The sequence below is a fragment of the Pseudomonas sp. TNT2022 ID642 genome, from assembly GCF_028656995.1.
Classification (GTDB): Bacteria; Pseudomonadota; Gammaproteobacteria; order Pseudomonadales; family Pseudomonadaceae; genus Aquipseudomonas.
In genome coordinates this window covers 159,337-180,895 of record NZ_JAMDGW010000020.1, presented here as the reverse complement: position 1 = coordinate 180,895, position 21,559 = coordinate 159,337, and the positions used below count along the sequence as shown (strand labels likewise).

At 60.3% G+C, this 21,559-nt stretch carries 20 protein-coding genes; 6 read left to right on the top strand and 14 right to left on the bottom strand.

The genetic code is table 11. The features are described from left to right. Nucleotides 1-116 precede the first annotated feature (116 nt). On the top strand, nucleotides 117-530 hold the full coding sequence (locus tag M5G26_RS21420) for a VOC family protein (RefSeq protein ID WP_273916408.1): 414 nt from the start codon (nucleotides 117-119) through the stop codon (nucleotides 528-530). Nucleotides 531-587: 57 nt separating this feature from the next. Here the strand turns inward: M5G26_RS21420 and M5G26_RS21415 are convergent, their stop codons facing one another. The 5 genes from M5G26_RS21415 to M5G26_RS21395 form a co-directional block, all read right to left on the bottom strand. Then, nucleotides 588-917, bottom strand: a complete 330-nt coding sequence (locus M5G26_RS21415) for a hypothetical protein (protein ID WP_016987808.1) — start codon at nucleotides 915-917, stop codon at nucleotides 588-590. A gap of 151 nt (nucleotides 918-1,068) precedes the next feature. Then, nucleotides 1,069-2,094: an RNA 3'-terminal phosphate cyclase gene (rtcA, locus tag M5G26_RS21410; protein ID WP_273916407.1), complete on the bottom strand. Its 1,026-nt coding sequence runs from the start codon at nucleotides 2,092-2,094 to the stop codon at nucleotides 1,069-1,071. 8 nt (nucleotides 2,095-2,102) lie between these two features. Then, a complete protein-coding gene (locus tag M5G26_RS21405; RefSeq protein ID WP_108227088.1) occupies nucleotides 2,103-2,891 on the bottom strand; it encodes a nucleotidyltransferase domain-containing protein in 789 nt (262 codons plus the stop codon). A 14-nt stretch (nucleotides 2,892-2,905) separates the two neighbouring features. Then, complete coding sequence (locus M5G26_RS21400) at nucleotides 2,906-4,132, bottom strand: RtcB family protein (RefSeq protein ID WP_127926624.1); 1,227 nt, start codon at nucleotides 4,130-4,132, stop codon at nucleotides 2,906-2,908. A gap of 336 nt (nucleotides 4,133-4,468) precedes the next feature. After that, nucleotides 4,469-6,016 (bottom strand): RNA-binding protein, encoded by a 1,548-nt coding sequence (locus tag M5G26_RS21395; protein ID WP_273916406.1) that lies wholly within the window; start codon nucleotides 6,014-6,016, stop codon nucleotides 4,469-4,471. 204 nt (nucleotides 6,017-6,220) lie between these two features. Here M5G26_RS21395 and rtcR point away from each other — a divergent pair, with 204 nt between their 5' ends. Beyond that, the gene (gene rtcR, locus M5G26_RS21390; RefSeq protein WP_273916405.1) at nucleotides 6,221-7,825 is read left to right on the top strand and encodes an RNA repair transcriptional activator RtcR; all 1,605 of its coding nucleotides are present in this window, start codon (nucleotides 6,221-6,223) and stop codon (nucleotides 7,823-7,825) included. A 99-nt stretch (nucleotides 7,826-7,924) separates the two neighbouring features. Then, nucleotides 7,925-8,203: a hypothetical protein gene (locus M5G26_RS21385; protein ID WP_273916404.1), complete on the top strand. Its 279-nt coding sequence runs from the start codon at nucleotides 7,925-7,927 to the stop codon at nucleotides 8,201-8,203. Nucleotides 8,204-8,210: 7 nt separating this feature from the next. Here M5G26_RS21385 and M5G26_RS21380 read toward each other — a convergent pair whose 3' ends face one another. The 9 genes from M5G26_RS21380 to M5G26_RS21340 all read right to left on the bottom strand — a co-directional run bounded on the left by M5G26_RS21380 (nucleotide 8,211) and on the right by M5G26_RS21340 (nucleotide 18,644). Beyond that, on the bottom strand, nucleotides 8,211-10,028 hold the full coding sequence (locus tag M5G26_RS21380) for a glycoside hydrolase family 28 protein (protein ID WP_273916403.1): 1,818 nt from the start codon (nucleotides 10,026-10,028) through the stop codon (nucleotides 8,211-8,213). A 13-nt stretch (nucleotides 10,029-10,041) separates the two neighbouring features. Then, on the bottom strand, nucleotides 10,042-10,410 hold the full coding sequence (locus M5G26_RS21375; RefSeq protein ID WP_273916402.1) for a 5-carboxymethyl-2-hydroxymuconate Delta-isomerase: 369 nt from the start codon (nucleotides 10,408-10,410) through the stop codon (nucleotides 10,042-10,044). Nucleotides 10,411-10,433: 23 nt separating this feature from the next. Then, entirely contained in the window at nucleotides 10,434-11,210 is a 777-nt protein-coding gene (locus M5G26_RS21370; RefSeq protein WP_273916401.1) for an ABC transporter ATP-binding protein, read from the bottom strand. Nucleotides 11,211-11,220: 10 nt separating this feature from the next. Then, complete coding sequence (locus tag M5G26_RS21365) at nucleotides 11,221-12,060, bottom strand: ABC transporter ATP-binding protein (RefSeq protein ID WP_026000816.1); 840 nt, start codon at nucleotides 12,058-12,060, stop codon at nucleotides 11,221-11,223. Nucleotides 12,061-12,071: 11 nt separating this feature from the next. Then, on the bottom strand, nucleotides 12,072-12,989 hold the full coding sequence (locus tag M5G26_RS21360; RefSeq protein WP_034152645.1) for an ABC transporter permease: 918 nt from the start codon (nucleotides 12,987-12,989) through the stop codon (nucleotides 12,072-12,074). 62 nt (nucleotides 12,990-13,051) lie between these two features. Then, entirely contained in the window at nucleotides 13,052-14,662 is a 1,611-nt protein-coding gene (locus tag M5G26_RS21355; protein WP_150774023.1) for an ABC transporter substrate-binding protein, read from the bottom strand. A 46-nt stretch (nucleotides 14,663-14,708) separates the two neighbouring features. Beyond that, nucleotides 14,709-15,722, bottom strand: coding sequence for an ABC transporter permease (locus M5G26_RS21350; protein ID WP_016987798.1), 1,014 nt, complete (start codon nucleotides 15,720-15,722; stop codon nucleotides 14,709-14,711). Between the two features lie 84 nt (nucleotides 15,723-15,806). After that, entirely contained in the window at nucleotides 15,807-17,417 is a 1,611-nt protein-coding gene (locus M5G26_RS21345) for an ABC transporter substrate-binding protein (protein ID WP_273916400.1), read from the bottom strand. Between the two features lie 72 nt (nucleotides 17,418-17,489). Then, complete coding sequence (locus M5G26_RS21340) at nucleotides 17,490-18,644, bottom strand: mandelate racemase family protein (RefSeq protein WP_273916399.1); 1,155 nt, start codon at nucleotides 18,642-18,644, stop codon at nucleotides 17,490-17,492. Between the two features lie 360 nt (nucleotides 18,645-19,004). On the opposite strand from M5G26_RS21340, the gene M5G26_RS21335 reads away from it, so the two are divergent. The 3 genes from M5G26_RS21335 to M5G26_RS21325 all read left to right on the top strand — a co-directional run bounded on the left by M5G26_RS21335 (nucleotide 19,005) and on the right by M5G26_RS21325 (nucleotide 21,558). Continuing rightward, entirely contained in the window at nucleotides 19,005-19,730 is a 726-nt protein-coding gene (locus M5G26_RS21335; protein ID WP_122597771.1) for an oligogalacturonate-specific porin KdgM family protein, read from the top strand. 95 nt (nucleotides 19,731-19,825) lie between these two features. Continuing rightward, entirely contained in the window at nucleotides 19,826-20,668 is an 843-nt protein-coding gene (locus M5G26_RS21330) for an NAD-dependent epimerase/dehydratase family protein (RefSeq protein WP_273916398.1), read from the top strand. After that, on the top strand, nucleotides 20,665-21,558 hold the full coding sequence (locus tag M5G26_RS21325) for an SMP-30/gluconolactonase/LRE family protein (RefSeq protein WP_273916397.1): 894 nt from the start codon (nucleotides 20,665-20,667) through the stop codon (nucleotides 21,556-21,558). Before M5G26_RS21330 ends, M5G26_RS21325 begins: the two co-directional genes overlap by 4 nt. Nucleotide 21,559: the final 1 nt, after the last annotated feature.

Genomic DNA, 21,559 nt, shown 5'->3' with positions numbered 1-21,559 from the left:
ACATCTGGATGACTCTGGCCTTCCTGGCGTCCAACGCTCTGCTATGTTTTAACCGCCCAACGCGGAACCCGGCGAACACCCGCCACGCTCCGCGCCTGACTGCCGGGAGCAGAGACATGAGAATCGACCCGTACCTGATCTTCAACGGTGACTGCCGCGAAGCCTTCACCTTTTACGAGCAAGCCTTGCAGGGAAAACTCGAGGCCATGATGACGTTCGGCGAAACGCCCGCCGCCGAGCACGTGCCCAAAGAACACCGCAACCTGATCATCCACACCTGCCTGAAAGTGGGTGATCAGATGATCATGGCCTCGGACACCACACCCGACCGCCCGACTCAAGGCATGAGCGGCTGTTCGATTTCGCTGAACGTCGACAGCATTGCCGAGGCCGAGCGAGTGTTCAACGCACTGGCCAAGGATGGTCGCGTCGATATGCCGCTGGAGGCGACTTTCTGGGCGGTACGTTTTGGCATGCTGGTGGATCGCTTCGGCGTGTCGTGGATGGTCAATTGCGAAAGCGAAAAGTAATCCAGACATTTCCTCAGGCATGAAAAAGCCCAACCTGAAAAGATTGGGCTTTTTGCGTTATCGCTGGGCCAATTCGTGGCGTACGCATTGTTCGTAATACGTCTGCTTGACCGCCGCCGGTTTGAGCTTCGATGTGCTGTTGTAGGTTTGCTCGGTAATCCCCATCGCGGTCATGCGCATCCACGGCTGCTGGAATCGGCGCACCTGCAATTGTTTGCGTGCGCCGTACAGCGAGACGCCCGACAACTTCGATTGCTGGGCACCGGCAGCAATGTCCGAGCCCCAGGTGCAGGCAAAGCGATGGCTTTTGCTCAGTTCTTTCGCCTGCACCCCCACCGCAAAAACAGCCAGGGAAAGCGTTGCAACGGTGATGACAATCGTCCGCATAGAGCCCACCTAACCTTTTGAAAAAAGGCGATTTTGCCGGGGAAGCAAGAATCCGGGGGCCAGCAATTTGCCGCCTTTCGCGAGTTTTTTGCGGACGTAAAAAAGGGCGGTGGGATTTCCTGATGAAATCCCACCGCCCCTAGGCTGACTATCAATTGGCGCTGACCTCAACGCGCAATCGATCAGCGCCCTCCTCACGACAATCGATGCGAACCGGCAAAAACAACTCGATCACCGCGATATTGCTGTGCAGATGCTCGGTCATACGCGGCGTGGTGAACGAGCCGCCACCGGCCAGCGCCATTGGCAACAGCAACTGATCGGCAAGGTGCTCGGCCACCGCAGCACCACTGCGCAACCAGTCGGCGGCCTGATTGATCGCGGCGTCGGCGACCTTTTCAGCCCGTAGCGACACTTGGCCAAACGCGCTGAACACCTCGGTGACGTGCTCGAATGCATACTCCAGCAACAACACATTGCCCGGCCCCCGCGCCGGATCGAGCGTGACATGTTGCAGCGCCGCAGGCGGCAGACTCAAACGCTTGGCTACCTGGCTCAACTCACGTTCGGCCACCGTCGGTGCCAGCCCGGCGGTCAGCGCCGATGCGTGTTGCGAAATGGCCTCGCCGCGTTCACACAGGTCCAGCCGCGTCAGGCTCGACGGCTGCACGTTCACTTCAATCTCGCCACCGCCTGCCGGGACAAATCCATGTTTCAACAAGTCCAGCTCAACGTTTGCGCCCATACGCCGCAGCAACGGCAGCCAACTGCGCGTGAGGAAATCGGTCGGCGGCGCCAGCGGATTATGCGTACCACCCGAGATGCGCACCCGACTCGCCTGCGCTGCCCGCAACAGGGCCGGCAACAAGGTCTGCAACACCAGCGTGCAACTGCCGGCCGTGCCGATGGCGAACTGGTAATCGCCAGCGCGAATCGCGCCGGGTTCAAAGCTCAACGCTTGCGAGCCCAATTGCGCACCGGAAACCGTCGCGCCGCAGACCTCAGCCGCCGCCATGACGGCCGTCAAATGTTGCCTCAGCAGTCCCGGACGGCTGCGTTTGGCGCGAATCTGTTTAATGCGAAACGCCCGGCCTGTCACCATCGACAGGCTCAAGGCACTGCGCAGTACCTGGCCGCCACCGATGGCGCCGTCCAGTTCTATCACTTCCTGTTTCATTGCATTCCTTACGCGTATCGCCCGACGGTATCCCTGAGGTACCGATCCAGACGTCGCGAGTCTTCCTGAGTTCTGAGTAATGTGGGCACTTCGCGCTCGAGCTCGGCGGCGATGAACCCGTGCAGCGCCGGACGACGCGGCCCGTAAGCGCTTTCGTCAGCATTGCGTTTGAGGGCCAGCAGTTCGTCGACTTCAGCGAGCAGCGCGCGGTCGTCGACCGTGGTCAGCAGGTCGGCGAACGTCATCGGTGGCCGCCCTCGCCCTTGGTCGATCCAGCGCACCGCCAACAGCGGCCGCAGCACGTAGAAGTACTTCTTGAAACGTACGGTTTCACCTTGCAGGTAACCGCGGAAGTTCTTCTTCGCCATCGACAGATAGTGATTGCGCGCCGCTGGCGGGCTGTAGAACGCTTCAGCGAGTTCGCGCAGCTGTGCCACCTGAGCGGTTTCACTGCGATAAACCAGCGGCGAGTCGAGCCACTCGAGCAAGGTCGGATTGGACTTGCGCAACAACCCGAGGGTCTTGCGCAGTTCCCAGCCACTGACGTCGAGCTCATCGTCCAGCGGACGTTCGATCACATCACGTGGCGCATCGACCTGAACGAACCACTCGGGCTTCTCCACATAAACAAACCGCACGTCGTAATCGCTGTCGGTCGAGGCAAAACCCCAGGCCCGGCTGCCGGACTCACAGGCATACAACACCGTGACATTGCGTTCACGCTCTATGCGCGCCAGCTCTTCCAGTACCCGCGCACGCATCGTGGCGCACAGCGGATGACGCTCTTGCAGTTCCATGACCTGCTTTCCTTTTATCCTTTGACGCACACCACCTGACGCAAGGTGTGCAGCACTTCCACCAGCTCACGCTGGGCGTGCATGACTTTGTCGATGTCCTTGTAGGCCATCGGAATTTCGTCGATCACCGCTTCGTCCTTGCGGCACTCCACATGGGCAGTGGCGCGAATCTGATCCTCGACGGTAAAAGTGTTCTTGGCCTTGGTGCGGCTCATCGTGCGGCCGGCGCCGTGGCTGCAGGAGCTGAACGACTCTTCGTTGCCCAGACCGCGAACGATGAAACTCTTGGCGCCCATCGAGCCCGGAATAATCCCGAACTCGCCCTTCTTCGCCGACACCGCACCTTTGCGGGTGACCAGCACCTCTTCACCAAAATGCCGCTCTTTCTGCACGTAGTTGTGGTGGCAGTTGACCGCTTCCAGCGCCACTTCAAACGGCTTGCGAATAATCTGTCGCGTCGCCTGAATCACCGCGCGCATCATCAGTTCGCGGTTCTGTTTGGCGAAGTCCTGCGCCCAACCCACCGCTTCCACATAATCATCAAAGTGCTGGCTGCCCTCTTCGAAGTAGGCCAGGTCACGGTCCGGCAAGTTGGCAATGTGCTGACGCATATCCGCCTGAGCCATCTGGATGAACAGGTTGCCGATGGCGTTGCCAACGCCGCGCGAACCACTGTGCAACATGAACCAGACCCGGTTGGCTTCATCCAGGCACACTTCGATGAAGTGGTTGCCGCTGCCGAGCGTACCGAGGTGCCCACGGTTGTTGGTGTTGGCCAGTTTCGGGTACTTGTCGGTAATCAATTTGAACCGTGGCTGCAACCCCGCCCAGGCCTGATCGGCTTGCTGCGGGATTTCATCCCAGGCGCCCTTGTCGCGTCGCGAACGGTTTGAACTGCGGCCATGCGGCACGGCTTGCTCGATGGCGCTGCGCAGACCGAGCAGGTTGTCCGGCAAATCAGCGGCGGTCAGCGACGTACGCGCGGCGATCATGCCGCAGCCGATGTCGACGCCAACCGCTGCCGGAATGATCGCGCCGACGGTCGGGATCACGCTGCCGATGGTCGAGCCCTTGCCCAGGTGCACGTCCGGCATGACCGCCAGATGTTTGAAGATGAACGGCATTTTCGCGGTATTCATCAACTGCTCGCGGGCCTCGTTTTCCACCGGGACGCCTTCGGTCCAGAGTTTGATCGGTTTGCCGTTGGCGACTTCGAGCAGTTGGTAAGTATGTTCTTTCATGTCTTCATTCTTTATTCATTGGCCGATGATTCGGCGTTGTTCTGTAAGTCGCAGCGACAAAAACACAGGCACTGTGGCTCTGCCAGTTGAGCCCCCGTTGCCGGGGCGGGAGTCGAACCCGCGTTCCGATGTAGTACCTGTCGCATTCGCTGCCAATAACTGCAAAAAAGGTGGCACGACAAAAGTTGATGACTGTTGCGCGTTGCCGCGCTCCGGACTTAACCGGCCTTGGATGTACAGCCATCAGGCATTCGTGCCGTCACTGGCGCTGACAAGGGCTTGATGAGACGTCTTGGATGTAGTCCCATCGGCATTCAGCGCCGGTGATCAATCAATTCATGACGCGCTTTCGATCGCCTCGACCCAGTGCTGCGCACTGTATTGGCCGCTGGTGAACTGCTCGATCACGTCGAACACCGCATCGCTGAAACCGCCGACATTCAAGATGTCATCGCGATCCGCCGCCTGTGTTGCAGGGCCTGGCTGGATGTCGATGCACACCAGCCGGGCCTGTGGGTTGAGCTTCTTGATCCGCTCCCATTGGCGCATCGTCTCGCTGGCGCCGCGACGCTGCGAATCGATCCACGATTCGTTGTCCGAGACCATGATCAACGTATCGACCCTGGCCTCGCTGTCCGCCAACCTCTTCAGCGGTGCCGAGCAGTTGGTGCCGCCGCCAAAAATGCCGGCGAGCTTCTCGGCGTTGCTGATCACACTGTCACGCGGGTTGAGCTGGATACCTACCACGTTGATCTCGAACGGCATCACCCGGGCAGCCGGCTGCTTGCGCAATACCGCTGCGGCGACCAACGCCGCCACGTCGATGCAGCGCACCTGCGAGGTCGCACCAGGGCGATAACCGGTCACCGGGCTGCCCATCGAACCCGACACATCCGGGCAAACCACCACCGCGCCCTTAAGCGTGGGCACGTTGGCCAGCGACAACTCCAGCGCCTCCTGCAAGGCTTCGCGGATCGCCGCCGGGGTGTTTTCGCCCATCATCCGATAAGCCGACAACAACTGGTACGGATACACCCGCGCCTTCGCCACTTCCTGTGGATCGGCCAACCGCGCCGCGACATATTCGATGCAACCCGGTACTTCAAATGCACCGTGGCGCGCCAAGGTGTTGAGGTTGATGCGCAATCCCTGCCAACCCATGTTGCGGGCTTGATTGGCCCATTGTTCCTTGCTCAGTGTTTCGTTGCCGAGCAACTGAAACGGCACCGCCGGCACTTCATCACTCGCGCCGCTGCGAAACGCCAGCAAATCGCGGGTCAACTCCGGCAAGACCTTTGCCTCCACCGGTTTACCGATCAACCAGGCGAAAAACGCTTCGCGCCACGCTTCGGCAGGTTTAGGGTGAACCATCTTCACCACGTCCGCCAACGACGGTTGATTGCCGATCGACGCTTGCAGCAGTTGCCGCTCGGTCGCGCCGTTCAGCCAGTTCTGCACCAGACGCTTGGGTTGCGAGCCAAGGGATTTACGCCCAGTGGCACCACTACGGAGGATCTGTACAAAGTTGCGCAGCATCTTGCCGCTGTCGATCACTTGCTCGAAAACCTCTGGCACCAGACTTGAACGCTGAGCGGTCAATGCCGCCAGCAACAATGCCGGCATGTCTTTCATGTGACCTTTCTTGCGAGCGTAGATCGCGGCTTTCGCCACGAAGCGACTGTCCAGTTCGGCCACCAGCTTCAGCACTTGATCCAGCTGACTTTCTGCGGAGGCGTAAAAGGTCTGGTTCAGGCAACCGGTGACTGCCAATTGCGCCAGTTGGTGCTTCGGGCTGTAGGCATAAGCGCTGGCACCGGAAGCATTCAAGGTGTCGCAGGCCGGCAAGTGATTCGACTGCGTGTTGAAGAGAGTTGAGTTGGCCATCTTGGCGTCTCGCTGTGTTGTCCTGTTCGTTGCGATAGGTATTGCAGCGGCTGTGCCAGATTTTGATTTTCCTCGAAAAATATTTATATCTTATTGATTTATAAAGTTTTTATTTAATCATCCGTTTTTCATCGAATGAACTAACGACAAAGCCCTCACCGATTATTTATCATTGGATATCGTTTTTTATCTTTTGAGATAAACATGCCAAACAAGCAAACCGTCGCCATCGGTTTTATCGGCGCCACCCTCGATCGCGTCGGCAAAGGCGCCAATCGCTGGAGCCATTGGCGCCCCAGCGTTGGCTTGTGCCAACAGCAAGACGTGCTGATCAACCGACTCGAGTTGATTCACGGCGTCGACGCCCGCGACGTCAGCCTCGCCGAGCGAGTGCGCGCCGACATCCAGCAGGTTTCGCCGGAGACCGAGGTGCGCTTGCACCCGATGTCACTGCGCAACCCGTGGGATTTCGAAGAGGTCTACGGTGCGCTGCACGACTTCACCACCGCCTACGATTTCGACACTGAGCGCGAGGACTACCTCGTCCACATCACCACCGGCACCCACGTCGCGCAGATTTGCTGGTTTCTGCTGACCGAAGCGCGCTATCTGCCGGCGCGGCTGATCCAGACCTCTCCGGCCAAGCGCAACAGCGAAAGCGATCACGCCATCGGCACGCATGCCCTGATCGATCTCGACCTGTCGCGCTACGATCGCATCGCTTCGCGCTTCGCCAACAAGCGCCTCGAAGGCCTGGAGTTCTTGAAGTCCGGCATCGCCACGCGCAACGCCGCGTTCAACCGCTCGATCGAACAGATCGAGCGCGTGGCCGTGCGCTCGAAGGCACCGATGCTGCTGATCGGCCCGACCGGCGCCGGCAAATCCTTCCTCGCCCGACGCATCTACGAACTCAAACGCAGTCGCCATCAGATGCACGGGCGTTTTGTCGAGGTGAACTGCGCCACCCTGCGTGGCGACGGCGCGATGTCGGCGCTGTTCGGCCATGTCAAAGGCGCCTTCACCGGCGCGCAGAAAGCTCGTGACGGCCTGTTGCGCGCCGCCGATGGTGGAATGCTGTTTCTCGATGAGATCGGCGAGCTGGGCGCAGACGAACAAGCGATGCTGCTCAAGGCGATTGAAGAAAAACGCTTCTTTCCGCTCGGCTCGGACAAGGAGGTCGAAAGCGATTTCCTGATCATCGCCGGCACTCACCGCGACCTGCGCAGCCGGGTCGCTGATGGCTTGTTCCGCGAAGATTTGTACGCACGCATCAACCTGTGGACGTTCGACCTGCCCGGCCTCGCCGGTCGCCGCGAGGACATCGAACCGAACATTGATTTCGAGCTGGAACGTCACGCCCGTGAACACGGGCAACTGGTGCGCTTCAACCTGGAAGCCCGGCGCAGTTATCTGGCGTTCGCCAGCTCTCGCGAGGCGGCGTGGCTCGGCAACTTCCGTGAACTCTCCGCCTCGATCACACGAATGGCGACCCTGGCCGACAGCGGACGTATCGACGAGGCACAGGTGCAGGAAGAAATTGATCGGCTGCGCTACGCGTGGGGATTGGCACAACCGCAGGCGATTTCAGGAGAGTTGCCGGGGGACGCCGAAAGCATGGATCTGTTCGACCGCTTGCAATTGAAGGCAGTGATCGAGGTGTGCCGGCAGGCGGACAGCTTGTCCGATGCCGGCCGCCGGCTGTTCGGAGTTTCGCGCCAGGCCAAGGCACAAGCCAACGATGCCGATCGACTGAGGAAATACCTCGGCCGGTTCGGGCTTGAGTGGAGCCAGATCGTCGCCCTCAAGTGATGAGAAGGCAGCGACTGACCGCCCGTCCAATCACGGGCACCTTCGCCTGCAGGACGCTTCCAATGAATCACCATCCGCTTCGACCGGAAGACGCCCATCATGAACAGAACCATTGCAGCGATCACCCTGACTGGCCTGCTCGCGACCTGCCCGCTTTTCGCCTCGGCAGCCGCGAAGACTGCTGACGAGTCTGCCGCGCCACCGACCGCGCTTCCCGGCGTGAATCAGGCCAGTAAAGCTCAATCCAATGCAGACAAGGCCGACAAGAAAGGTGAAGAGGCGTCGGGTTCAAACTCCGGCGCCGAGTCGCATGAAACGGCAAAAGATGCCGCTACTTCAAGCGACTCGGAAGACCTCGGTAAATCACCGAAACCTTGATCAGGTTCTACAAGGGTGGCGGCTGCACATCCTTGAACGTCAGCCCGACACTCCCGGTGACTTGCCACGGGTTGGCAGCACCGTGCTCGCTGAACGACACATGGTCGAACAGCGAATCCTTCAACCCGTCGATCTGCGCTTTGGCCGGACCACTGAAGCGCACGCGCTCGAACACCAACCCCTGATGCCAGGCGTCGTGCTGACTGTCGCCCTTGACCTCGATCGCCTTGCCTTGAGCATTTTCCACGCTCACGTCGGCGACGCGGATATCGCGGAACTGCCCGGGAATGGTTGAGCGCTGGTAATCCAGCTTGGCGTTCGGATCGTTGTAGTCAAGAGTAAAAATGAACGCCTGCTTGAGCGTATTGCGGATCGCCGAGTCGCGGAAGATCACGTTACGCGCGCCGCCGCCCATGAAGTTGGTGCTCTTCATGCGCAGGCCGGCATCGGTGCCATCGGAAACGTTGTCTTCGGCCAGGATGTTTTGAATCCATGCGCCGGTATGGCTGCCGGCAACCACCATGCCGTGACCCTTGCGGAAATAGTTATTGAAGATCCAGGCATCTTCCTGCGGCTTTTGCTGCACGGCCTCCGCCCCGGTACCCGCAGCAAAATTGACGCAGTCATCGCCGGTATCAAAGAAGTTGTTGAAGACCATCGCGCCCTTGCTGTTGGCGAATTCGATGCCGTCGCCGTTATTGGCGTCGTAGGTTTTATGCGTGGTATTGGCCAGCACCACGTTTTCGGTTTCCAGGTTCATGATCCCGTGGAAGGCCGGATTCACCACGGTGAAGCCGCCGTAGAACACATTTTTCACGTTGCGCAGGGTGATCAGCGACGAGCGCATCTGCCCGTAGGCATCCTTGACGTTCATGCCGCGCGCGACCGCTTGCTCGACTTGCGCCTTGGCCAGAATGCCGTCCTGCTGGTAGCGGGTGTTGTCGCTGGGCAGGTAGAACGGCAATGGCTGACCGCGCTCGTCGACGACATCGGCGCGGCGCTTCCAGCCGTTACCGTCAATCGTGCCTTTGCCGACGATTCGGATGTTTTCGAACGACTGGTGCTGCCGCGGATCGCGCGGCAAGGCGTTGATCAGCGACGCCGGGCGCACGGTGCTCGAATACGGATACTGGATGTATCCGGCCAGCGGATAGTCTTCGGCACGCTCGGAACCCAACAGCGTTGCACCCTCGGCGATTTCCAGGGTGATGTTGCTCTTCAGGTAGAGCGCCCCGCTTTTGTAGGTGCCCCTGGGCAACAACACTTTGCAGCCGGGGGTGCAGGCGTCGATGGCGTTCTGGATCGCCAGGGTATCGAGGCTTTTGCCATCACCCTTGGCGCCGTACTTCCTGACATCGAACACGGCGGCAACCTTGCTCGTCCGTTGCACAACGGGCGGGCTGTCGGCCGACTCCTTGCCATCGGTGCCCACCGAACGCACGGTGAACCGATAGGCCGTATCCGCTTTCAAGCCTTGCGCGGTGTAACTGTGAATGCCGATGCGATGATGAAAACCGGCAACGTCCTGTTCGTAGAAGCGGTCAATGTAAGGCTTGGCCGGCGAGACGCGGTCATTGTTGGCGTTGCTGCCGCCCAGCAACACACCGTTGGCGTAGACCCGGTAGTCGCTGATATCGGCGTGATCGGCGGGCTTCTCCCAGACCAGGATGATCTGCTGATCATCGAAGGCCAGGGTCGGCACCTGCAGTTTTGCCGGCGCCTCCAGCGCCCACGACGGCACACTGCAAACCAGCGTCAACGTGGCTGCCAGCGACAAAGCCAAAGGCTGTTTGCGCGGCGTCGGAACAACATATCGATAAGGCATGAGCACTCCTTGTTCAGGCCGACAATCCGGCTTCTTGCAGATATTGGCTGCGGTTGACGAACGTCTCGCGGGGCATTTCCACAACCTCCATCGACAGCGACTCGACGTCCGGCAATAAAGCGACCAGCGCCGCCACGGTCGCCGAGGCCAGACGCCGGCGCTGTTCAGCACTGCGCCCGGACAACACCGACAGGACGACGTGGACAAAATCGTCCGCGCCCGCGCCGCAGCGGTAGTGCTCGAACGTATTGAGGCGCACCTTGATGTCGCCGGCCTTGAACAGGCCGAAGGCATCGAGGGCGTCATGCACGGCAGCGAGCAGGGTTTGCTCGCCGACACGCTGGGCCAGGGTTTGCGGGCAATCGATAAGGCAATGCGGCATGTCGCGCTCCTTGTTGGATCGGCTTAACCAGCGAGCTGGCGCACCGACTCCTCGCTGAAATCACGACTGGCTTGTACCAGCATCCGCGTGTAGGCGTGGCTTGCCAGATCCTGGCTGAGCGCCTGACTGTCGAGCAACTCGACGATCTTGCCCTGCTGCATTACCGCTACCCGATCACACAGGTGCGTGACCACACCGAGATCGTGAGTGACCATCAGGTAGGTGAGTTTCTCGCGCCGGCGCAAATCCGCCAGCAGATTGAGAATCTCCGCCTGCACCGAGACATCCAGCGCCGAAGTCGGCTCATCGAGCAGCAACACGCGCGGCTCGAGAATCAGCGCACGGGCAATTGCCACGCGTTGGCGCTGGCCACCGGACAACTGGTGCGGATAACGAAAACGGTAACTGTCGTTCAGACCGACCTTGAGCAGGATCTCGTTGATCCGGTCGTCCTTGTCGCGCACGCCGTGAATAATCAGCGGTTCACGCAGCGCCGTGTCGACGGTGTGGCGCGGATGCAGCGAGCCGTAAGGGTCCTGAAACACCATCTGCACCTGACGGAAATGTTCCTTGGGAATCTTGTGCTGCAGCGGCGCGCCAGCAATGCTCAACTCGCCCGTCCAGTGCCGGTACTGCCCGGCCAGGCAGCGCAATACCGTGGTCTTGCCGGAGCCGGACTCCCCCACCAGGCCGAAGGACTCACCGTCGGCGACACTGAGGTTGACGTCGTGCAGCACCTGATTGAGGGCTGGGCCGGCGCCGAAACTCAGGTTCAGCGCGTGTGCTTGGATCATGGACATGGTCGATTCCTCAGCAAGTCAGCCACAGTGGATCGCGTTGCAACACCGGCAACCGCTCGCGACGGTTGTCCATGCTCGGCAACGCCGCCATCAGGCCGCGGGTATAGGGATGTTGCGCATGTTGCAGGTCGCCGGCGGCGAGCGATTCGACCACCCTGCCTGCGTACATCACCAACACGCGGTCGCAGTAATTGCGCACAAGGTTGAGGTCGTGGCTGACGAAAATCAGACCCATTTCCTGCTGCTCGACCAGCTCTTCCAGCACGTTGAGCACTTGCTGGCGCACCGAGACATCGAGAGCCGAGGTCGGCTCGTCGGCGATGATCACCTGTGGACGAGTGATGACCATCATCGCGATCATGATGCGCTGACCCATACCACCGGAAACCTCATGCGGGTACAGGTTGTAGACCCGTTGCGGATCACGGATATGGACCTTCTCGAGCATTTCCAGCACCCGCTCGCGGGCCTCGCTGCGGCTGGCCTTGTGGTGCGCCAGATACGCCTCGGCGATTTGATCGCCGACCTTGACCACCGGGTTCAGCGAGTATTTCGGGTCCTGCATGATCATCGAAATGCGCTGGCCACGAATCTTCTGCATGACCTTTTCACCGGCTGACAGCAGATCGACTTCACCGAACTGCATGGCCTTGGCGGTGATCCGCGCGCTGGCCGGGTGCAGCTTCAACAGGCTGCGACCGACCGTCGATTTGCCCGAGCCCGACTCACCGACAATGGCGAGTTTTTCCCGCCCGAGGGTGAATGACACGTCGCGCACGGCGTGGGTTTCTTTCTGAGCATTGACGAAGCGCACATTGAGCCCTTCGACGTTCAATTTGATTGCAGACATACAGCCTCCGATTACTCGCTGCGCGGATCAAGAATGTCCCGCAGGCCGTCGCCCAACAGGTTGAAAGCCAGGCTGACCAACATGATTGCGGCCCCCGGAACAGCCACCAGCCACCAGCACTCGAGCATGTAGCGGCGCCCGGTGGAAATCATCGCGCCCCACTCCGGCGACGGCGCCTGCGCACCGAGGCCGAGAAAGCCCAAAGCCGCTGCGGTGAGGATGATCCCGGCCATGTTCATCGTCAGGCGGATGATCACCGACGACATGCACATCGGCACAATGTGCCGCAGGATGATTCGCGTGGACGAAGCCCCTTGCAGCTCAACCGCCACAACGAAGTCAGCCTTGCGCAACGACAGGGTTTCAGCCCGCGCCAGTCGCGCGATCGGCGGCCACGACGTCAGCGCAATCGCTACCACCGCGTGTTCCAGGCCCGGACCGAGCGCAGCGATAAATGCCAGCGCCAGCACCAGGCTGGGGAAGGAAATGAAGATGTCGGTCAGGCGCATGAATACCGTGTCGACAACACCACCGTAATAGCCGGAGACGGTGCCGATAAACAGCCCGATCGGGCCGACGATCACGGTCACCAGGGTGATGATGTACAGCGTGATGCGCGAGCCGTAGACCAGCCGACTGAAGATATCCCGGCCGTATTCATCGGTACCGAACCAGTGGGCGGCGCCCGGCGCCTGCAGGGCATTGGCGAGGTTCTGCGCCACCGGATCATGGGTGGCGATCCACGGCGCAAACAGCGCCACCACTACCAGCACCAACGCGACCAGCAATCCGGCCAGGGTCATCGGGTTGCGCAGCAGGTGCCGCAAGACTTTCAGGGCACTTTTGCAGAAGGCGTCGAAGCTGGATCCGGGGGTACGATCCGACCGCCGCTTGGCGCTCGAATCAGTAGAAGACATGTTGGCAATCATGGGCATGTTCTCGGATTGAATTCAGGATCACCCGGCGCGTACGCCGACGCACCGGGCAGCGTTCAGCGTTGTTTGTAGACACCCAGATACCGCGTCGCCTCGGCATCATCACCGGCGAAACCCTTGACGTCGGCGGCGCTGACCACGGTGTCGGTCATCTGCGAAATCATCATGATCGGGCCGACCTGCTCGTCGTAGATTTTCTGTGCCTGGTGGTACAGGTTCAGGCGCTGGCCGGCATCGCGTTCGACCCCGGCCTGATCAATCAGGCTATTGAGCTGCGGGCTGAAAAACGACGCGCGCCAGCCCTGGAAATTCGGCAGGCCGGCGTCATCGCTGTTGTTGGGGTTGTAGGCAAACGTGCGCAGGCTGAAATACGGATGCGGATAGCGCTCGGCCCCGCGCGCAACGATGATGTCGAAGTTGCGCGCACGCATGGCGCCGTACACTTGGTTGCCAGTGCCGTTGACGATACTGGCCTTGATCCCGCCCTCGGCCAGCGTCGCTTGCAGGCGCGCGGCGATGTCGATGAAGGGCGGCTCTGACAATGTGCGAATGGTCGTGGTGAAGCCGTCCGGATAACCCGCTTCGGCGAGGAGTTTTTTCGCCTTGGCGACGTCCATGTGATAACCCGGATCCGGCAGGCGCGCCGCCAGACTGAGTTGCATCGGCTGCTGATTCAGCTGGCCGTAATACGGCATCACCTGTTCGTCCAGGCCCTTGTAGTCGATCAGGTTGCGCACCGCTTCGCGCACTTTGGGGTTGGCAAATTCGGGCTGCTTCATGCTCAGCGCGACGTAGTACATGGTGCCGCGCGGCAGTGACTGCACGTGGATTTTTTCCGAACCGTCGATGGCGCGGATGTCCGGTGCGGCCATGCCGTACGCCAGATCGAGGTCTCCGCGCTCCAGCATCAGGCGCAGCGACTGCGATTCGGTCATGTGCCGCACCACCACCCGTTTGAGCTTGGCGGCACCACCCCAATAACCGTCGAAGCGGGTCAGCAACAACGAGTCGTTCGCCGTCCATTTGCTCAGCACAAAGGGGCCGCTACCGGCCTCGTTGGTCACCAGCCAGTTAGCACCGAGGTCAGCGTTTTTCTCATGCGCCAACGCTGTTTTGCGATCGATTACCACCGCGCTTGGCGAGATCGCCAGCGAGTCGATCAACAACAGCGGATCCATGGTTTGCGGCAAGTCGATGACCAGCGTGTGGGCATCGCTGGCACGGATCAGTGACTGGATGTTGTCGACGTTATAACCGTAGGCTTTCCAGGTCGTGGCCAGGCCGAAATTCAGTTTCATCACCCGGTACAACGACCAGGCCACGTCTTCAGCGGTCAGCGGATTGCCGGAGTGAAACTTCACGTCCTGACGCAAATGAAAGGTTATCTGCTTGCCGTCGTCGCTGATCGTCCAGCGCTCGGCCAGTTGCGGCAGATGCTGTTCCGGATTGCCCTGATCACGCTTGACCAGGGTGTCGTAAAGATTGGCATTGACGCCGGAAGCGTCGAGGCCCGGCGCATTGGCCGGATCGATGGAAAACAGGTTGACCATGCTCATGCCGACGATCAGTTGGTCGGCCGGCGTCTTGGCGCTGGCCTGGGTCATCGGCACCAGCGCCAGGACCGCCGCCAACAGGCCAGCGTGCAGTTTGGTAAATGCAGTCGTCATTGAAAAATCCTTCTTTTTATAATTTTTAGTGCTGCTGCCAAGCGTGTTAACGGGTGCGCGGATCGAAGACCTTGTACAAGGCATCACTGATCAGGTTGAGCGCGACAAAAATCAAACCGATCACCAGCACACAGCCCATCACCGCGTTCATGTCGCCGAGCATCAGACTGCTGGTCAGGTACTGGCCGAAACCCGGCCAGGCAAAGACCGTTTCGATCAGCACCGCGCCTTCGAGCAGCGAGCCGTAAGCCAGCGCCACCACTGTGAGCAGTTGCACGAGGATGTTGCGAAAGGCGTGACCCCAGACCACCTGGCGGCGGGACAGCCCCTTGACCCGAGCGGTGATGATGTATTCCTGAGACAGTTGCTCGAGCATGAAGCTGCGCGTCATCCGACTGATGTAAGCCACCGAGTTCAGCCCGAGGATCAGCGCCGGCAAAACGATGTGGCGCAAGGCGCTGGCGAAGGCTTCCCAATCACCGGCCAGGCTCGAATCGATCAGCAACAGCCCGGTGACTTCGGGCACCATGCCGTCGTACGCCAGGTCGATGCGACCGGCGCCACCGGCCCAGCCGAGCCAGGCGTAAAACACCAGCAAGCCCATCATGCCCAGCCAGAAAATCGGCGTGGAATAGCCGAACAGAGTTATCACTCGCGCGACATGATCGCCCAGTCGCCCTTGATTACTTGCCGCGCATACACCCAGCGGCAAACCGATCAGCACACCGAAGAGGATGGCCAGGGTCGCCAGTTCGATGGTGGCCGGAAACACTCGGCGGATGTCATCGAGCACCGGGTGCCCGGTCAACAGCGCGTTGCCGAAATTACCGTGCAGCAAGTCATTGAGGTACAGGCCGAACTGGGTCCAGATCGGCTTGTCCAGCCCCATCGCCCGGTACACCTGATCGTAGGTCGAACTGTCGGCGTCCGGCCCGACCACCGCCAGCACCGGATCGAGCGGCATGACCCGACCGATGATAAACGTCAGCGCCAGCAGGCCCAGCAACGTCACCAGTACCGTGCTGGCACGCCGCGCGGTATTGGAGGCGCGGGCTCCCATGGCAGAGGCAGTCATAACAAACATAGTCAGCTCCTGATAAAACGGTCACCGGTGCACCCGGCACGCGAAGTTCATCCGTGCATTTCAGCGTTTTTTGTAGACGTCTTTGTAGCGCGTGGTCGCGGCCGTGTGCCCTTGAAAATCGGCAACATCGGCGTAGACCAGCACCGTATCGGTCATCTGCGAGACCGGCAGAATCGCGCCCACTTGCTGATCGAGTTGCTGCTGGATGTCCTGATACTGCGCCTGCTGTTTCTGCGCATCGGGCTCGACTTCGGCACTCTCGATCAACTGATTCAACTCGGGACTGTAGAACGAAGTGCGCCAGCCCTGAAAGTTGCTCAGCTTGGCTTCGTCACGGTTATCCGGGTTGTATACCAGCGTGCGCAGGCTCGAATGAGGATGACGTTCGGCGCCGCCCCCGCCACGGCCGACGATGATGTCGAAACTGCGCTCACGCATGGCGCCGTAGATCTGGTTACCGGTGCCGGTGATGATGCTGGCTTCGATCCCGGCCTGCGCCAGCGTCGATTGCAGATTGGAGGCAATATTGATGAACGGCGGCTCGGCCAGCACGCGAATACTGGTCTTGAACCCGTTGGGATAACCGGCTTCGGCGAGGAGCTTTTTTGCCTCATCGACATTCAGTCGATAACCGGGGTCCGGCAGGCGCGCGGCCAGCCCCAACGGCATCGGCCGCTGATTGATCACGCCGTAGTGCGGCATGACGGTCTGGTTGATGCCCTGATAGTCGATCAACGAGCGCACGGCCTTGCGCACGCGCGCGTCGGCGAACATCGGCTGCTTCACACTCAGTGCGACGTAGTACAGCGTGCCGCGTTGCAGGGTTTGCGTGCGGACTTTGTCGCTTTTCTGCAAGGCCTGGATGTCCGGCGCCGACATGCCTTTGGCGATGTCGAGGTCGCCCCGTTCGATCATCAGACGCAATGACTGCGACTCGGTCATGTTGCGCATGACGATGCGTTTGAGCTTGGCCGGGCCGCCCCAGTAGCCGTCGAAACGACTCATCAGGATCACGTCGTTGGCCCGCCAGTCATTGAGCACGAAGGCACCACTGCCGGCGGCGTGCGTCACCAGCCAGGCGGCGCCCAAGTCATTGTTCTTCTGATGTTCGAGGACTTTTTTGCGGTCAAGAATGAAGGCACTTGGCGACGTCGCCAGCGTGTTGAGCACCAACTGCGGATCGGTGGGTCGCGGCAATTCAATGACAAAGGTATTGGCATCGGTCGCGCGCATCGAATGCTCGACATTGTCGGCGGTAAAACCGTAAGCCTTCCAGGTCGACGCCAGTGCGAGATTGAGTTTGAGCACGCGCTGCAACGACCAGGCGACGTCTTCGGCGCTCAACGGGTTGCCCGATTGAAATTGCACGCCCTGGCGCAGATTGAAGGTCAGGGTCTTGCGGTCGTCGCTGACTTGCCAGCGCTCGGCCAGTGCCGGCAACAGCCGATCCGGCGCAGCGACGTCTTGCACCAGCAACATGTCATAGAGATTGGCATTGATCTCCGACACGTCCAGGCCGGTGGCCGCCGCCGGGTCGAGGGACAGCAGATTGATCATGCTCATGCCGACGATCAATTGATCGGCCGGGGTTTTGGCATGGACGGCAGGTAGCGCGGTCACCGTCAGGGTAGCCGCCAGAACCCGCGCCCACAGCGAAGGAAGAATGTTCATAGCGAGAGTGCCTTTCTTATATTTATAGGGCTCTCGGACAGCCCGGCATGCACCGGGCAGCCCGCGTACACGTCAGAAGCTTTTAAGCGTGTTCATCTCGATGAAGTTGAAGTCGATGTCTTCGCCCAGACCCGGCAGGTCAGACAAATGCACAAAACCGTCGCTGTCCATCGGGTCGACCAGGCGCTTGAGGTACGCCGGCACCTCGTCGTAATCCAGGTACGGGTGCAGCAAGCCGCGCTCGTACCAGGTGCAGTTCTTGATCGCGCCGACCACCGTCAGGTTCGCTGCGCCGTTGCCATGGATTTCGCAGTCCATGCCAAACGACTCGGCCATGTGCGCGACTTTCAGGCAAGGCCCGATCCCGCCTACCCCGGCGACGCCGGCACGCAGGATGTCGCAAACGTCGTGCTTGACCCAACTGGCCCGGCTCAGGTGTTTGCCGGACAAGGTTTCCGGCCCGAGTACCGGAATGTCCAGTTGCCCCGCCAGCCAGGCATAGGATTCGGCGGATTCTTCCATCATCGGCTCTTCGAACCAGGCGAAGTCGAGTTTTTCCAGTTCGCGTCCGATGTACAGCGCTTCGGTGCGGCTATACCAGTGATAACCGTCGAGCATCAAGGCGATGTCCGGGCCTACCGCTTCGCGCACCGCCGCGCAGGCTTTGACGTCAATCCGAGGGCTCGGCGCGAACGAGACCGGCGGCATCCAGGTGTGCAACTTGATCGCCTTGTAGCCGCGCTTGACCAGCGCTTCGGCAAAGCGTCCGTAATCTTCCGGCGTCGCCAGGCCCTCAGGCAATTCATCGCCGCACATGGTTGAGCCGTACGCCGGCACCTTGTCACGAAAACCGCCGATCAACTTGTGCACCGGTACGCCGAGCTTGCGCCCCGCCCAATCCCACAGCGCCTGCTCGACCAGCGCCAGCGCGCGATCAGTCAACTGGCTGGCGCTGCCACGCTGCCAGTGCGCCAGGTCATGCCAGATCTTTTCGCGATCAAAGGCGTTCTGCCCGACCAGCACCTTGCGCACAAAACCATCCAGCACATAAGGACGAATCAGCTCCGGCGCACCGAGGGCGTAACCCTCCTTGCCGTCTTCGGTCTGGATGCGCAGCAACGCCATTTGCGCCTGACTGACATCGCCGGGATGAGCATGGCCGGCGCTGTCGACTGCGCGGCGGGTGGGATAGGAAAAAACCTGGACGTTGACTGCTGTGATTCTCATGGACGTCTTGAGCCTTCTTATTGGATTTGTGACAGGAGTGTCGTCGGTTGCGACCGATCATAGGTCATCGTACAACACTTGAAAAGACCCAATAACACCTCTTCGAATCTAAGCGTTTTCGGCTAAACGTCCAGCAAAGCGCCATATTTAAAGATGACTACGGAATAACAGGACTTGCTTTAGACCCCTATTCACAGGGCATATATGTATCAATATGTTTCCAAACCAGCAAAATGACGTAGACGAGTCATCTTGTCGTACGATAACTTATATCTGCGCCTCAAATGAGAGCCATACGCAACATCGCGGTGCCTGTAGTACTCGTCAAACGACCCTAACAAAAACAAAAAAGAAGACCGTATGAACACCACCCTACGCACGCTCGTCACTGTCGCGGCCCTCGGCCTGCCCTTCGCTGTCAACGCTGACTCTGCCAGCCTCAACTACCGCCATCAGTACACCGAGGAGGACAGCGCCCACGCCGACCGAATCAAGCTCAACTACCGCCTGGACAGTGGACTGGGGTTTGAGGCGGAGATGAAATACCGCACGGCCGGGGACCGCAAAGATGTCGCCTACGACAACATGGTCAACAACGGCCATGAGTTCACGGTGAGCTACAACTACAAGCTCAGCGCGCAGTCGACGCTGACCCCGGCGTTTCAGATGGACAGCTCCAAGGATGCGACCGCCTACAAGTTCGGCCTCAAGTACAACTACAAAATCGACGACGCCTTCTACGTAGCGACGCGCTATCGCCTGGACCTGCGCAAACTCGATCGCGATCAGGTCAACAAAGACATGCCCGATCACTACAAGGATGACCAGACCACCCACCGCTTCGAAGGCTGGCTCGGCTACACGCCAGCCAACAAGTGGGCTTACGAATATCAGTTCATCTATTTCAAGACCGACTACATCCGCTACGACAACAAGAAGAGCGACTACGAACAGAACCTGATCGTCAAATACAAGCTCACCAAACAATGGGCGCCCTTCATGGAAATCGGCGACATCAAAGTCGAGTCCACCTCACCCGACCGCCAGGCTCGCTGGCGTCTGGGCGTGCAATACAACTTCATGTAAGCAGCGCGCCGCTTTTGCCTGGCGAGCACGCATCGCTTGTCAGGCAGGCACCCCGCCGCTCCCCCTTTTTCCACCGCGTAATGGAAGACCCGACCATGACCACACAAGCTGCGCAGACCAAACCTTTCAACCGTATTCTGCTGACCGGCGCCGCCGGTGGGCTCGGCCAGATTCTGCGCGAAACCTTGCAGGTTCACGCCGACACCGTCCGTTCCTCGGACATCAGTGCGATGGCGCCAAGCCGCGGCGCGCATGACGAAGTGATCAAATGCAATCTGAGCGACAAGGCCGCTGTCGCCGCGCTGGTCGAGGGCGTCGATGCCATCGTGCATTTAGGCGGGATCTCGGTGGAGCGATCCTTCGAAGAAATTCTCGAGGCGAATATTCGCGGCACCTTTCATGTTTATGAGGCCGCGCGCCTGCACGGGGTCAAGCGCATCGTGTTCGCCAGCTCCAACCACGTCACCGGTTTCTACCCACAGGACGAACAGATCGACGCCCATTCACCGCGTCGCCCGGACGGTTATTACGGCTTGTCGAAGGCTTACGGCGAGGACCTGGCAACGTTCTATTTCCACCGCTATGGCATCGAAACAGTGAGCCTGCGCATCGGTTCCTCATTCCCCGAGCCGCGCAACCTGCGCATGCTGGCGACCTGGCTGAGCTATACCGATCTCGAGCACCTGATCGCCCGCGCACTGCTGGCCAGCGATGTCGGGCACAGCGTGGTGTACGGGGTGTCCGCCAACCGGGATCAGTGGTGGAACAACCGGCACGCCGCGCACCTGGGCTTTGCGCCGCAGGACAGCTCCGAAGCCTTTCGCGCAAAGGTCGAACAACAACCGGCACTCGCTGCCGACCACCCGGACCGCTTGTATCAGGGCGGCGCGTTTACCGCAGCAGGTCCGTTTGAAACGCCGGCGCAGACGCGCTCATGAGTGCCGAACTGATTGTCGATGCGCGCAACACCACCGGTGAAAGCCCGGTCTGGCAAGCCGACGAGAACGCCTTGTATTGGGTGGATATTCCGGCCGGCCGTTTGCATCGCTGGCAGCTCGACGGCCAGACCGAATGCTGGCAGGCGGACGAAATGCTCGCCTGTATCGCCCGCAGCGAAGCGGGACATTGGCTGGGCGCGCAGGAAAGTGGACTGTTCAAACTGCGCCCGCAGGTTGACGGACGTCTGGCTGCGGAAAAGCTCATCGGCGTCGAGCACGCCCGCCCGAGCATGCGTTTCAATGATGGTCGCTGCGATCGTCAGGGACGCTTCTGGGCCAGCTCGATGCCAACCGCTATGGGCGCCGAGGCGGTCGGCGCGCTGTATCGCTACGACGCGCAGAACCCGAACGATGTATCGATGCTGGCGCCGCAACTGGAGGACCTTGTGGTGCCCAACGGCCTGGCGTTCAGTCCCGACGGGAGCATCCTGTATCTGTCCGATTCGCACCCGAGCCGGCAACTGATCTGGGCCTTCGATTACGACATCGACAGTGGAACGCCGCACAACCGCCGCGTGTTCGTCGACATGAACGACCACCCCGGTCGACCGGACGGTGCCGCCGTCGATTCACACGGTTGTTACTGGATCTGCGCGATTGATGCCGGCCTGGTGCTGCGCTTTACCCCGCAGGGGAAACTGGATCGCGCGCTGCCGGTGCCGGTGAAGAAACCGACGATGTGCGCCTTTGGCGGCCCTCGACTCGACACCTTGTTTGTCACCTCGATTCGCCCGCAAGGCATCGACCTCGCCGATCAGCCACTGGCGGGCGGGGTCTTTGCGCTCAACCCGGGCGTTCAAGGCCTGCCTGAACCCAAGGCCCGCGCCTGAG